Below are 14043 nucleotides of genomic sequence, written 5' to 3'. Positions count from 1 at the left end.
CCGCCTATCCTGATCCCTTGCGATCTGCAGCCTCGCGCTGCCTCTCCCTTATTTCCACATGCCAGACGGATGAAAAGCCATGAGCGCACCCCGTACCCTCTATGACAAGATTTTCGACGACCACATCGTCAGCCGCCAGGAAGATGGCACCTGTCTTCTCTACATCGACCGTCACCTCGTTCATGAAGTGACGTCGCCGCAGGCCTTCGAAGGTCTGCGCATGACCGGCCGCAAGGTGCGCGCGCCGGGCAAGACGCTCGCCGTCGTCGACCACAACGTTCCCACCTCGCCGGATCGTGCCCAGGGCATCAAGAACGAGGAAAGCCGCATCCAGGTCGAGGCGCTGGCCAACAATGCCGCGGAATTCGGCGTCGAATACTATTCGGAAAAGGATGTCCGACAGGGCATCGTGCACATCGTCGGCCCCGAGCAGGGCTTTACCCTGCCGGGCATGACCATCGTGTGCGGTGACAGCCACACCTCCACGCACGGCGCCTTTGGCGCGCTCGCGCACGGTATCGGCACGTCGGAAGTGGAACACGTTCTGGCCACCCAGACGCTGATCCAGAAGAAGGCCAAGAACATGCTGGTGCGCGTCGACGGCCAGCTGCCGGAAGGCGTGACCGCCAAGGACATCATCCTTGCCATCATCGGCGAGATCGGCACGGCCGGCGGCACCGGTCACGTCATCGAGTTCGCCGGCGAAGCGATCCGCTCGCTTTCGATGGAAGGCCGCATGACGGTCTGTAACATGACGATCGAAGGCGGCGCCCGCGCCGGCCTCATCGCGCCGGACGAGAAGACCTTCGAATACATCAAGGACAAGCCGCGCGCGCCCAAGGGCAAGGCGCTGGAAATGGCGCTCGACTACTGGAAGACGCTCCACACCGACGAAGGCGCGCATTTCGACCGCGTCGTCGTGCTGGATGCCGCCAACCTGCCGCCGATCGTTTCCTGGGGCTCCTCGCCGGAAGACGTCGTCTCCGTCGAAGGCGTCGTGCCGAACCCCGATGACATCGAAGACGAGACCAAGCGTTCCTCCAAGTGGCGCGCCCTCGATTACATGGGCCTGAAGCCGGGCACGAAGATCACCGACATCGCCGTCGACCGCGTCTTCATCGGCTCGTGCACCAACGGCCGCATCGAGGACCTGCGTGCCGTCGCCGCCGTCGTCGAAGGCCAGAAGGTAGCCTCCACCGTCAATGCCATGATCGTTCCGGGCTCCGGCCTCGTGAAGGAGCAGGCCGAGAAGGAAGGTCTCGACAAGATCTTCAAGGAAGCCGGTTTCGACTGGCGCGAGCCGGGCTGCTCCATGTGCCTTGCCATGAACGACGACCGTCTGAAGCCGGGCGAACGCTGCGCTTCCACCTCGAACCGCAACTTCGAGGGCCGCCAGGGCTTCAAGGGCCGGACGCATCTCGTGTCGCCCGCCATGGCTGCCGCCGCCGCCATCGCCGGCCACTTCGTCGATATCCGCGACTGGCAGTAATCCCGGCATCATCGCCATCTTGATAGAAGGCCGGGAGCATGCTCCCGGCCTTTTTGTTTAAGGAAATAGGATGAAACGCCTTCTCCTGCTGCGCCACGCCAAATCCGCCTGGCCCGATGGCGTCGAAGACCACGACCGCCCGCTGAGCGAGCGAGGCCGCCGGGACGCGCCGCGCATGGCCGCCTACATTGCCGCCGCCGGTCTCAGGCCGGATTTCGCGCTGGTGTCATCCGCACGACGCACGCAGGAGACCTGGGCTCTGGTCGCGCCGGCACTCGGCGGAGGATGCCCCTCCCGTACGGTGCCGTGGATCTACGAAGCGGAGCCGGAGGCGATTCTCAAGGCAATACAGGACGCGCCAGAGGAGAGCGAAACGCTGCTGGTCATCGGACACAATCCGGGCTTCGAGAATGTGGCCGCATTGCTCGCGCCGCACGGCGATCATGAAGCCCTCGCACGAATGAAAACCAAGTACCCGACGGCCGGTTTGGCGGTAATCGCAATCGACCGCCAGCGCTGGACTGACGTCGCGCCCGGCTCGGGCCGGCTTGAAACCTTCGTCACGCCGAAGACGTTGCCGTAACTGGTAAACGACGGCAGAGCCTGCGATATCCCCCTCATACGGCTCTTCGAGCCACCATCTCCCCGGCAGAGAGAAGGTGTCGGCAGGCGGATGAGGGGGCTCTCTTCAATCAATCAGAACGTCGCGGTCTTCGGATCCGGCCCGATACGCTTACCGTTCTTCTCCAGGCTGGCGAGGGTCGTGAGGTCATCGGCGTCCAGCTTGAAGTCGAAGACCTTGAAGTTTTCCGCGATGCGCGACGGCGTCACCGATTTCGGGATTACGACGAGCCCGTTGTCGATATGCCAGCGGATGATGACCTGCGCCGGCGTGCGGCCATGCTTTTGCGCGACCTGCCCTACGACAGGGTTTTCCAGAAGCTTGCCCTGACCGAGCGGGCTCCACGACTGGGTGACGATGCGGTGCTTGTCGTGCCAGATCCGCGCCTGCGTCTGCGGGAAATCGGGGTGCAGCTCGATCTGGTTGATCACGGGCGTGATGCCCGTCTCGTCGATCAGGCGCTGGAGGTGCTCGGGATAGAAGTTGGACACGCCGATGGACCGGGCCCGGCCCTCCTTCTGGATCTGGATGAAGGCCTTCCAGGTATCGACATACTGGTCGCGATTTGGCGCAGGCCAGTGGATGAGATAGAGGTCGACATAGTCGGTGCCGAGACGCTTCAGGCTGGCATCGAACGCTTTCAGCGTCGAATCGTAGCCCTGATCGGCGTTCCACAGCTTGGTCGTGAGGAAGATTTCCGAACGGTCGACGCCGGAGGCGCGGATGCCTTCGCCCACCCCCTGCTCGTTCTCGTAGATCGCCGCCGTATCGATATGGCGGTAGCCCTCCGAAAGGGCCGCCTTAACCGCTGTCACGGCCGTGTCGTTCGGGGTCTGCCAGACGCCGAGGCCGACCTGCGGAATGCTGTTGCCGTCATGAAACAGGATTGTTGGTTGATCGCTCATCAGAATATCTCCCTGAAATGAGGGTGCGCCCGAGCCATCGAGGGCTCTCCGTCGCCATGGACCGACGCCGGTGCGGCAACCGATATAGGGCCGCGATATGCACTTTTAAAGAACGCGCACCGTGGTGCCGCGGCGCAGATGCGGCAGGATGCGCAGCATGTCGCGTCTGGCCACGGCGATGCAGCCGGCGGTTGGCTCGTAGCCGGGGCGGGCAAGATGGAAGAAGATTGCCGAGCCGCAATGGCGCCGCCGCGACGTCACGTTCCAGTCGAGCACGAGGCAGATATCGTAGAGTTCGTCCGAGCGCTGCATCTCCTCGTGGCTCGGCCGGAACGGGGCTCTTACGAGCCGGTTATAGCTCGGATGGCCAGGTGCATCGCACCAGAGCATCGACGGCCGGATGCGTCTGAGCGAAAGTCCGCTCGCCGGTGCGCAGAGCCGGTCCCCGCGCAGGAAGCCGTAGAGCAGCGGCATGGCCGCAATCGGTGTTGCGCCGTCGCCCTCGCGCTTGCGGCTGGTGCGGCCCGAGCGGCCGAGGGCCGCCGGCAGGCGAAGGGGCCCGAGCTGCACGATCGCCCGGCTGCGGTTTCCCGCCACCGGCCGCACGACAATGGTCTTCACGCGATGTTCATCAGATGTGATCCCGCTCATTTTATTCCGCCATATTCGCGCCACGCCACGACTCTCTTGGCTAAGTCCATGGGCGGGCTTGCCAAAAGCGCCAGTTCCCTTACTTTCCAGAGGAATGCCGAGAGGTAAAGCATGACATCCCGCACCATCCTTCTTGTCGATGACGACAACGACCTCCGTGAGACGCTCGTCGAGCAGCTTTCGCTCTACGAGGAATTCTCCACGCTCGAGGAATCCACCGCCGGCAAGGGCATCCAGACCGCGCGTGCCAGCCAGATCGACCTCCTCATCATGGATGTCGGCCTGCCGGACATGGACGGCCGCGAGGCCGTGAAGCTCCTGCGCAAGGGCGGCTTCAAGGCGCCGATCATCATGCTCACCGGGCACGACACCGATTCGGACACCATTCTGGGGCTGGAAGCCGGCGCGAACGATTACGTCACCAAACCCTTCCGCTTCGCCGTGCTGCTCGCGCGCATCCGCGCCCAGCTACGCCAGCACGAGAGCAGCGAAGACGCCACCTTCACCGTCGGCCCCTACACGTTCAAGCCGGGCCAGAAGCTGCTGACGCTGGAAAACGGCCAGAAGATCCGCCTGACGGAAAAGGAAGCGGCGATCATCCGCTACCTCTACCGCGCCGATCAGAAGGTTGTGACGCGCGATGTGCTTCTGGAAGAGGTCTGGGGCTACAATTCCGGCGTCACGACCCACACGCTGGAGACCCATGTCTACCGGCTGCGCCAGAAGATCGAGCGGGACCCTTCCAATGCGGAGATTCTCGTGACAGAAAACGGCGGCTACAAGATCGTACCGTAACGTTTTTCGCGGCCGGCATGGCGCAGCTTCGTGCAGCGCCATCGACCGCAACACAAGGAGACGCCGAACGTGGCTCTCAGCGATGATATCGCCCTTCTTTCGCGCGTGCCGCTTTTCGCGGGCCTTGCCGATGACAAGCTGCGCCTGATGGCCTTCGGCGCCGAACGCCGGCGGCTGGTCGAGGGACAGACGCTGTTTCGCGAGGGCACCTCGGCCGATTGCGGCTTCGTCATCGCGGAAGGATCGTTCCAGCTCACCTCTACCCTCCGCGACGGTTCGGTGCGCGACGAGGGGACGGCCGGCGCCGGCACGCTTTTGTCGGAACTCGCGATGATCTCGGCCGTCGAGCGCAAATATACGGCACTGGCGATGGAAGACAGCGAGGTCATCCGCATCAACCGCCCGCTCTTCCGCCGCATGCTGGAGGAATATCCCGACGTCGCCGTCCTGGTCGATGCCCGCATCCGCGAAAACCTCGCCGCGATGATCGAGCAGATGCGCGGCCTCACCGGCCGCTTTGCCTGAAACAATGCCTGTAGAGAGTTGGGTCGCCCCTCACCCGCGGGGGCTATACTCGCTGGAACGACACCAGACCGAGAGCCTCCCCAAGCAACCTCAGAAATCGAATTCCGCGATAACAGGCACGTGGTCGGACGGCCGTTCCCAGCCGCGCGCCTCGCGGATGACGGCGATGTTGGAAAGATGCGGTTCGAGATCGGCGGATGACCAGATATGGTCGAGGCGGCGGCCCTTGTTGGCGGCCTGCCAGTCGGCCGAACGGTAGCTCCACCACGTATAGAGCTTCTCGGTAGCCGGCACCTTGCGCCGCATCAGATCGACCCAGGCACCCTTCGTCATTACGTCGGTCAGACCCTCGGTCTCGATCGGCGTGTGGCTGACGATTTTCAGGAGCTGCTTGTGCGACCACACATCATGCTCCAGCGGCGCGATATTGAGGTCACCGACGAGGATGGAGGAGATACCGGCTTCTGCCTCCGCATGCAGCAGCTTCATTTCCTCGATGAAATCGAGCTTGTGGCCGAATTTCACGTTGATGGTGCGGTCGGGCTCGTCGCCGCCGGCCGGCACATAGAAATTGTGCAGGCGGATCGACTTGCCCCGGTGATGAAACAGCACGGAGACATGGCGCGCATCGCCGACGCCGCAATAATCACGCCGCTCGACCAGCTCCGTCAGCGGCAGGCGCGAGACGGTGGCGACGCCGTGATAGCCCTTCTGGCCATGCATGACGATATGCTCGTAACCCAGCGCCTTCAGCGGCTTGGAGGGAAACTGGTCGTTCGGGCACTTGGTCTCCTGAAGGCACAGGATATCGGGCGAAAACGTCTTGAGGAAATGCTCGACGAGCGGCATGCGCAGCCGAACGGAGTTGATGTTCCACGTCGCAATCGAAAGTGCCATGCCCGTCCCCGAAAACTGTTCCGGCCCGTCAGGCGGGCCGGTCGGGGCGTCTTAGCGCATGTGCCGTGAAAACGGAAACGTCTTTGTCACCGGGCGCCGCGGTTGCGGATCTCGTCATAGGGGATGGCGAAGACCCGGTCGTCGAGCTTCATGCCGGTCTGCACGTTGAAGATCATGACCGACGTGTCCTTGCCCTGCGCATCGGTGATCGTCCACTGGCGCAGGTCGTAGGTCTTCGGGTCGAACATCATGGTGATGGTGGAATCGCCGAACATGTTCTTGTCGCCCAGCACGATCGTCGTCAGGTCCGCCTCTTCCTTCACGTTGCGCACCATCCGGGCCGAAAGGTCGATCTTGTTGCCGAGCAGCAGGTTCAGCGGCGTCTTGGACAGCGGATAGATGTCCCAGGTCTTGAGCTTGCGATTGCCGATAACCACCGACTTGCCGTCCGCGATGACGCGCATCGGCGAGGGGTCCTCGTAGTTGAAGCGGATGCGGCCGGGGCGGTCGATATAGAACTTGCCGCCGGTCTGCTCGCCGCGCGGGCCGAACTGCACGAACTCGCCCATCATCGTCTTCACCGATGCGAAGTGGTCGGCGATCTTCTGGGCGGCGGCACTTGCCTGCGCGGCGGCCTCACCGGGCGACAGCACCGAAAGGCCGGTCGCAAGCACAAGACCCATCAGACCGGTGAAACCACGACGGGTGAGAGAGGGGGCCACGCGGCCGGTTGCGGATCGGTTCATGTCGGTCTCCTTCATGCGTCTGTCATGCGGGCCAAACGCGGCGCCATAATGGCATCGGCCGGCGCACGGCTGTGCGCGGGGCTTGCCGGGCGAAACGCCGCAGCGGGCGGCGCGTTCCCGGTCACCGCCGCGAAATTTAGTCTTCCGTCGGCACCAGAATTTCCCGCTTGCCGGCATGGTTGGCGGGGCCGATCAGCCCCTCCTGCTCCATGCGCTCGATCAGCGAGGCGGCGCGGTTGTAGCCGATGCCGAGGCGGCGCTGGATATAGGAGGTCGATGCCTTGCCGTCGCGCAGGACCACGGCAACGGCCTGGTCGTAGGGATCGTCGGAATCCTCGAGATTGGCCGTGCCGGCCGGACCGTTACCGCCCTCGCCGTCCTCGTCATCATCCTCGGTGATCGCGTCAAGATATTGCGGGGCGCCCTGCGTCTTCAGATGCGCGACGACGGCCTCGACCTCGTGGTCGGAGACGAACGGGCCGTGCACGCGCTGGATGCGCCCGCCGCCGGCCATGTAGAGCATGTCGCCCATGCCGAGCAGCTGTTCCGCGCCCTGTTCGCCGAGAATGGTGCGGCTGTCGATCTTCGAGGTCACCTGGAAGGAAATGCGGGTCGGGAAGTTCGCCTTGATCGTGCCGGTAATGACATCGACCGACGGGCGCTGGGTCGCCATGATGACGTGAATGCCTGCCGCACGCGCCATCTGGGCAAGCCGCTGCACCGCGCCTTCGATATCCTTGCCGGCCACCATCATCAGGTCGGCCATTTCGTCGATGATCACCACGATGTAGGGCATCGGCTGGAGATCGAACTCCTCCGTCTCGTACATCGCCTCGCCGGTCTGGCGGTCGAAGCCGGTCTGCACCGTGCGGGTGATCTGCTCACCCTTGGCCAGCGCCTGCTCTACGCGGCTGTTGAAGCCGTCGATGTTGCGCACGCCGATCTTCGACATCTTCTTGTAGCGCTCTTCCATCTCGCGCACCGTCCACTTCAGCGCCACGACGGCCTTCTTCGGATCGGTGACGACGGGGGAAAGCAGATGCGGGATGCCGTCATAGACGGAAAGTTCCAGCATCTTCGGATCGATCATGATCAGGCGGCACTGCTCCGGCTTCATGCGGTAGAGCAGCGACAGGATCATGGTGTTGATGGCGACCGATTTACCCGAGCCGGTCGTGCCGGCCACGAGCAGATGCGGCATCTTGGCGATGTCGGTGATGACAGGCTCGCCGCCGATCGTCTTGCCGAGCGCCATGGCGAGGCGGGCCTTCGAAGTTTCGAAATCGCGGCTGGCGAGCAGTTCGCGCAGATAGACCGTCTCGCGGGTCGCGTTCGGCAGCTCGATGCCGATGGCGTTGCGGCCCGGCACGACCGCGACACGAGCGGCAATCGCACTCATCGAGCGGGCGATATCGTCGGCAAGGCCGATGACGCGCGAGGACTTGATGCCGGGCGCCGGCTCCAGTTCGTAGAGCGTCACGACGGGGCCGGGGCGCACATGGATGATCTCGCCCTTGACGCCGAAATCCTCCAGCACGCCTTCCAGCATGCGGGCGTTCTGCTCCAGCGCATCGGCCGAAAGCGTGGCATCGCGCACCTGGCCCTTCGCTTCGGCGAGCAGGTGCAGCGAGGGCAGCTGGAAGCCGTCCTGCCCGACGAAGGAGGTCTGGGCTTCGCGCTCGATCCGCTGGCCGGGCTTCGGCCGCGACGCAGGCGGCACGACGCGGGCACTGGCCGAAGGCAGCGGCGAGCGGGCCGGGGCGCGGCGCGGCGCCCAGTCGGCGGCGATGTCGTCGGAATCCTCGTCCGGAAGGATGCCGCTCGGATGCGACAGCGGACCGTCGTCGAAGGGCATGTCGTCGTCATCGTCGAGCGCGATGGACGGGGCCGATACGGCGCGGCGGCCCTCCATGGACGGCTCGACGCGCTCGGTCGAGCGGCTGGCACGCGCGCGCACCGGCTCGTTCAGCGTGCCGAACTCGTCCTCGTTGAAATCATAGGGCTGCTCGATGCCGCGCGCCCGGCGCCGCTGGTTCGACAGCCCGAACAGACGGCGCACGCGCGCCTGCGCGGTGTACCAGGCGTGGGTCATCGCACCGGCAAGAACCGTGAAGGGCCCGCTACGCTCCTCATCCTCGTTGTCATCGTCCTGCACCGCAGGACGGTTGCGGCTTGCGACCGGCACGGGGGCAAAGTCCTCTTCGTCATCGATCGAAACCGTGCCGATGAGGCCGGACGCAAACACCATGAGCCAGATCGCAGGAACGGCGATGATCGCGCCGACGATGCTGGCGAACATGCCGGTCGGATAGGCGCCGGTGAAGAGGGCGGGGAAGCGCAGGATCATGTCGCCGAACACGCCGCCGAGCCCCGTCGGCAGCGGCCAGGTCACCGGGCCGGGCACGCAGGCGAGTGCCGCGGACGCCAGGATGGCGCCGCCTAGCCAGGCGGCGGCCCGTTGCAGGATACGGTTGAAACGGCGCCCGCTGATCAGGCCGATGGCCCAGGCGACGACCGGCAGCAGCGCAATCACGCTGGCAAGCCCGAAGAACTGCATGAAGACGTCGGCGAAGATGGCGCCGGGATAACCGAGAATGTTCTTCGGCTCGCCACTCGAGGCATAGGACAGGCTCGGGTCGGACACGTTCCATGTCGAGAGTGCGGCGATGGCGAGCGCCAGAAACAGGAAGACGCAGAGGCCGATGAGGATCTGTACCTGTCGCCACACGAAGGCCGACAGCACGAAACGGTCGTGCCGATTGTCCAGTCCTGCCGAGATGCTTCTGCTCATGGTTCAGCCTGTGTCCGCTCAGGGAAGTTTGCACCGGCCCCGCATGATTCGCGCGCGGTGCCTCACTGCAAACCCTACGAAGGAAGCCTTAATGGCGTGTTAACCATGCATATTCGTCATTCGTTTATTATCGTGCCGCCGAAACGAAAAAGGCCCGGACACACGGTCCGGGCCAGGAACGGCATGGTTTCCCATGACCGCGACGGGATCGTGGCGGCGGCCTTGCGGCCGCCGCGAGCCCTTACGAGTGGTAGGCTGCTTCGCCGTGCGAGGACAGGTCGAGACCTTCGCGCTCGGCTTCGACCGGCACGCGCAGGCCGACGATGAGATCGACGATCTTGTAGAGGATCGCCGAGCCGATGCCGCACCACAGGATGGTGACGATGACCGACTTGATCTGGATCCAGACCTGCGCGCCCATCGTGATGCCTTCCGCATAACCGACGCCGCCCAGCGAGGTTGCGGCGAAGATGCCGGAGCCGATGGCGCCGACGATGCCGCCAACGCCGTGGACGCCGAAGACGTCTGCCGTGTCGTCATAGCCGAACTTGTTCTTCACGACGGATACGAAGAAGTAGCAAAGCGCCGAAGCGATCGCGCCGAGGAAGATGGCACCGATCGGGCCGACGGCACCGGCGGCCGGGGTGACGGCGACGAGGCCGGCGATGACGCCCGAGGCGGCACCGAGCATGGAAGCCTTACCGCGCGAGACGGTTTCAATGACGCACCAGGCGACGACGGCGCCGGCCGTTGCAGTGAAGGTGTTGATCATGGCGAGACCGGCAACACCGTTTGCAGCGGCAGCCGAACCGGCGTTGAAGCCGTACCAGCCAACCCACAGCATGGAGGCACCGACCATGGTCAGCGTCATGGAGTGCGGAGCCATCATGTCCTTGCCGAAGCCCGTACGCTTGCCGACCATGATCGCGCCGACCAGACCGGCAATACCGGCATTGATGTGAACGACGGTGCCGCCGGCGAAGTCGATCGCACCCCAGTCCCACATCAGGGCGCCGTCACCCGACCAGACCATGTGGGCCATCGGGAAATAGACGAAGGTGACCCAGAGAATGCAGAACAGCATGACGGCCGAGAACTTGATGCGCTCGGCGAAGGCGCCGACGATCAGGGCCGGCGTGATGCAGGCGAAGGTCATCTGGAAGGCGATGAAGACATATTCCGGAATGGAGCCGGAAACGCTGTCGGGCGTCACGCCGGCGAGGAACAGCTTTTCGAAGCCGCCGACGAAGGTGTTGAGGCCGCCGCCGTTGGTGAAGGCGAGGCTGTAACCGTAGACGACCCAGACGATCATGATGGCCGCAGAGACGACCAGGCACTGCATCAGGACCGACAGCATATTCTTGCTGCGCACCAGACCGCCGTAGAACAGCGCAAGACCCGGCAGGATCATGAAGAGAACGAGAACGGTGGAGGTCAGCATCCAGGCGGTATCGCCGGAGTTGATCGTTGCGGCGGCTTCCGGCGCCGCGGCTGTTGTTTCTGCTGCTTCCTGCGCAAAGGCCACGGCCGGTGCCAGCAGACCTGCTGCGGCGATACCGACGCGGGTAAGTGTGTTGATGATGGGGTTAGACGACATTGAACAATGCTCCCTGATAGGCCGTTTGCTTAGAGCGCTTCGGAATCGGTTTCGCCGGTGCGGATGCGCACGGCATGGTCGATGGCGTAGACGAAGATCTTGCCGTCACCGATCTGGCCGGTCTTGGCAGCGGATGCGATCGCTTCGACCGCGCGGTCGACGAGGTCGCCGGGCACGGCGATTTCGACCTTCAGTTTTGGCAGGAAGCTGACGGCATATTCCGTGCCGCGATAGATTTCCGTGTGCCCCTTCTGACGTCCGTACCCCTTCACCTCGGTAACGGTCAGGCCCTGGATACCAACGGCGGTGAGGGCTTCGCGCACCTCATCGAGTTTGAACGGCTTGATAATCGCCATTACGATTTTCATCTGGTTTCCCATCCTTCGTGCTTGTCCCCCAGCCGGGGCCATCTCTCCTCGCCGTTGGCAACGTCATGTCCGCAACGACTGGCGATATACATTCAAGGGGCGTGCCAGATTCAAACGCACTAAATAAGATATTGAAATAAAACGGATAAAAATGACAAAAGCGGCTAGGCGCAAAAAAACGCCACCGCTAATGGTGAAAAAATAGGCGCTATTGGGACAATGGGTAAAATTTAGTCAGTTGCCTTTTTCCGAATCAACCCTTCCTGGGCGACGGAGGCAATGAGGGTGCCGGAGCGGGTGAAAATCGCGCCACGCGTCATCCCGCGGCCGCCGAAGGCCGATGGGCTGTCCTGGCTGTAGAGCAGCCAGTCGTCGAGTACCGGCGGGCGGTGGAACCACATCGCATGGTCGAGGCTCGCAACCTGCAGCGACCGGTCGAGCACGGAGGTGCCGTGCGCGAAAAGCGATGTGTCAAGCAGCGTCATATCCGAGAGATAAGCCAGCACGGCGGCCTGCAGACGCCGCTCGGCCGGAACCGGTCCCGTCGTGCGCACCCAGATGTTCTGGCGCGGCGCCAGTTTATCGTTGGAGAGATAGTGCGCGAGCCCGACAGGCCGCAGTTCGATGGGGCGCGGACGCTCCCAGTAGGCGCGGATCGGCGGCGGCGCCTGCTGCATGAAGCGCACCTTCAATTCGGCCTCGCCGGGCAGGTCTTCCGGCTGCGGCACGTCAGGCATCGCCACCTGATGCTCGAAGCCGTCCTCGTCGTCCTGGAAGGACGCCGTCATGAAGAAGATCGGCTTGTCGTGCTGGATGGCGACGACGCGCCGCGTGGCGAAGGACCCGCCGTCTCTGATAATCTCGACTTCGTAGAGGATCGGCACGGACGGATCGCCCGGCCGCACGAAATAGGCGTGCAGCGAGTGCACGTAGCGCTGCTCCTGCGTGATCGTGCGCGTCGCAGCGACCAGCGCCTGGCCGATCACCTGCCCGCCGAACACCCGTTGCCAGCCGACCTGCGGGCTGCGCCCGCGAAACAGCCGCCCCTCCAGCCGTTCGAGATCCAGCGTATGGAGCAGCACATCCATGGCGGGGTTCGGGGCATTCTGGCGCGACATTTGGACGTGGCTCCCACGGTAGGAAACGGACTCTTCCTCCTCTATATAGAGCAAAGAAAGACCTCAAGCGTCCAGGAGGACACCATGCCCGAAGCCACATCGCTCGACGTTCTGGTCGCCGGCGGCGGTTATGTCGGCCTGTCGCTCGCAGTGGCGGTGAAGAAGGCGGCGCCGCATCTGGCCGTGGAAGTGGTCGATGGCGCGCCGGAGCATGCCTGGCAGAAGGAGGAGCGCGCCTCCGCCATCGTCGCGGCCGCCCGCAACCTGCTCGATGTCCTCGGCGTCTGGAGCGAGATCGCGGCGGACGCCGAGCCGATCCGCCGTATGGTCATCACCGATTCGCGCACGGCCGATCCGGTCCGCCCGGTCTTCCTCACCTTTGACGATGCGGCGTCCGACGAGGACGGCCAGCCCTTCGCCCACATGATCCCCAACCGCGCCATGATCGGAAGCCTGCTTCGTCAGGCTGACGCCCTCGGCATCCCGGTGCGCTGGTCGACATCCGCCACGGACTTCAAGACGGGCCAGCACTCAACGCAGGTCAGCCTTTCCGACGGATCGGAGGTCAGCACACGCCTCCTCGTCGCCTGCGACGGCGCCCGCTCGAAACTGCGCGACATGGCAGGCATCAAGACCGTGCGCTTCGATTACGGCCAGTCCGGCATCGTCACCACCGTGGAGCACGAACGCCCGCATGACGGCACGGCCGAGGAGCATTTCCTGCCCGCCGGCCCCTTCGCGACCTTGCCGCTCACCGGCAACCGCTCCTCGCTCGTCTGGAGCGAGCGCACGGAGGATGCAAAGCGCCTCGTGGAAGGCGACGATCTGGTCTTCGAGGAAGAGTTGGAACGCCGCTTCGGCCACAAGCTTGGCAGCCTCAGGGTCGTCGGCGGCCGCCGTGCTTTCCCGCTGGGTCTCACGCTCGCCCGCGCCTTCGTCGCCCCGCGCTTCGCGCTGGCAGGCGATGCCGCCCACGGCATCCACCCGATTTCCGGCCAGGGTCTCAATCTCGGCTTCAAGGATGTGGCGGCCTTGGCGGAAACCATCGTCGAGGCCGACCGGCTCGGTCTCGACATCGGCGCGCTTTCGGTGCTGGAGCGCTACGAGACATGGCGCCGCTTCGATACGGTGCGCATGGGTATCACCACGGATGTGCTGAACCGCCTGTTCTCCAACGACGTGACGCCGCTACGCGTGCTGCGCGATGTCGGCCTCGGCCTGGTCGATCGCCTGCCGGGCCTGAAGTCCTACTTCATCCGTCAGGCCAAGGGCACGGCGGGCAGCGGCCATCCGCGCATGCTCGTCGGTCAGCGCATCTAGACCGATCGCCACGCGAAAGGCGTCAGTCCTTGATCTCGCGTGCCTCGGAAATCAGCATGATCGGAATGCCGTCACGGATCGGATAGGCGAGCTTCGCCTTTTCGGAGACCAGCTCGCCCGCCGCCGCGTCATAGCTCAGGCGCCCCTTGGTGAGGGGACAGACGAGAAGTTCGAGCAGCTTGACATCCACTCCGCTTTTGCCGGCGCTCATCGTCCCCC

14 protein-coding genes are annotated in these 14043 nt (G+C 64.2%); 5 read left to right on the top strand and 9 right to left on the bottom strand.

Annotated features, from left to right (window positions below; genetic code table 11):
* Positions 1-79 precede the first annotated feature (79 nt).
* A complete protein-coding gene (leuC, locus tag MNR02_RS01280; protein ID WP_241947806.1) occupies positions 80-1489 on the top strand; it encodes a 3-isopropylmalate dehydratase large subunit in 1410 nt (469 codons plus the stop codon).
* 70 nt (positions 1490-1559) lie between these two features.
* Entirely contained in the window at positions 1560-2072 is a 513-nt protein-coding gene (locus MNR02_RS01275; RefSeq protein ID WP_241947805.1) for a histidine phosphatase family protein, read from the top strand.
* Positions 2073-2185: 113 nt separating this feature from the next.
* On the opposite strand, the gene MNR02_RS01270 is transcribed toward MNR02_RS01275, so the two are convergent.
* Together MNR02_RS01270 and MNR02_RS01265 are read right to left on the bottom strand one after the other, a co-directional pair.
* Complete coding sequence (locus tag MNR02_RS01270) at positions 2186-3016, bottom strand: aldo/keto reductase (protein WP_241947804.1); 831 nt, start codon at positions 3014-3016, stop codon at positions 2186-2188.
* A gap of 105 nt (positions 3017-3121) precedes the next feature.
* Complete coding sequence (locus tag MNR02_RS01265) at positions 3122-3667, bottom strand: L,D-transpeptidase (RefSeq protein ID WP_241947803.1); 546 nt, start codon at positions 3665-3667, stop codon at positions 3122-3124.
* A 111-nt stretch (positions 3668-3778) separates the two neighbouring features.
* Between MNR02_RS01265 and MNR02_RS01260 the strand changes: the two genes are divergently transcribed.
* Positions 3779-4462, top strand: a complete 684-nt coding sequence (locus MNR02_RS01260; protein ID WP_241601019.1) for a response regulator transcription factor — start codon at positions 3779-3781, stop codon at positions 4460-4462.
* A 69-nt stretch (positions 4463-4531) separates the two neighbouring features.
* On the top strand, positions 4532-4987 hold the full coding sequence (locus MNR02_RS01255; protein WP_241947802.1) for a cyclic nucleotide-binding domain-containing protein: 456 nt from the start codon (positions 4532-4534) through the stop codon (positions 4985-4987).
* Between the two features lie 90 nt (positions 4988-5077).
* Here the strand turns inward: MNR02_RS01255 and MNR02_RS01250 are convergent, their stop codons facing one another.
* The 6 genes from MNR02_RS01250 to tesB form a co-directional block, all read right to left on the bottom strand.
* Positions 5078-5884, bottom strand: a complete 807-nt coding sequence (locus tag MNR02_RS01250) for an exodeoxyribonuclease III (RefSeq protein ID WP_241601017.1) — start codon at positions 5882-5884, stop codon at positions 5078-5080.
* 86 nt (positions 5885-5970) lie between these two features.
* Positions 5971-6645, bottom strand: coding sequence for an outer membrane lipoprotein carrier protein LolA (locus MNR02_RS01245; RefSeq protein ID WP_241947801.1), 675 nt, complete (start codon positions 6643-6645; stop codon positions 5971-5973).
* 121 nt (positions 6646-6766) lie between these two features.
* A complete protein-coding gene (locus MNR02_RS01240; RefSeq protein WP_241947800.1) occupies positions 6767-9421 on the bottom strand; it encodes a DNA translocase FtsK in 2655 nt (884 codons plus the stop codon).
* Between the two features lie 241 nt (positions 9422-9662).
* Complete coding sequence (locus tag MNR02_RS01235; protein WP_241601014.1) at positions 9663-11018, bottom strand: ammonium transporter; 1356 nt, start codon at positions 11016-11018, stop codon at positions 9663-9665.
* Between the two features lie 29 nt (positions 11019-11047).
* Positions 11048-11398 carry a P-II family nitrogen regulator gene (locus MNR02_RS01230; RefSeq protein WP_160872107.1) on the bottom strand — a complete coding sequence of 117 codons (351 nt, stop codon included), beginning with the start codon at positions 11396-11398 and terminating at the stop codon, positions 11048-11050.
* A 218-nt stretch (positions 11399-11616) separates the two neighbouring features.
* Positions 11617-12504, bottom strand: a complete 888-nt coding sequence (gene tesB / locus MNR02_RS01225; protein WP_241947799.1) for an acyl-CoA thioesterase II — start codon at positions 12502-12504, stop codon at positions 11617-11619.
* Positions 12505-12588: 84 nt separating this feature from the next.
* Between tesB and MNR02_RS01220 the strand changes: the two genes are divergently transcribed.
* Positions 12589-13824 carry a ubiquinone biosynthesis hydroxylase gene (locus MNR02_RS01220; RefSeq protein ID WP_241947798.1) on the top strand — a complete coding sequence of 412 codons (1236 nt, stop codon included), beginning with the start codon at positions 12589-12591 and terminating at the stop codon, positions 13822-13824.
* Positions 13825-13846: 22 nt separating this feature from the next.
* Here the strand turns inward: MNR02_RS01220 and MNR02_RS01215 are convergent, their stop codons facing one another.
* Positions 13847-14035 carry a Trm112 family protein gene (locus MNR02_RS01215; protein WP_134649258.1) on the bottom strand — a complete coding sequence of 63 codons (189 nt, stop codon included), beginning with the start codon at positions 14033-14035 and terminating at the stop codon, positions 13847-13849.
* Between the last annotated feature and the right edge of the window lie 8 nt (positions 14036-14043).

This window comes from Shinella sp. H4-D48 (genome assembly GCF_022637395.1).
Classification (GTDB): Bacteria; Pseudomonadota; Alphaproteobacteria; order Rhizobiales; family Rhizobiaceae; genus Shinella; species Shinella sedimenti.
This window is presented reverse-complemented; position numbering and strand designations above follow the sequence as displayed.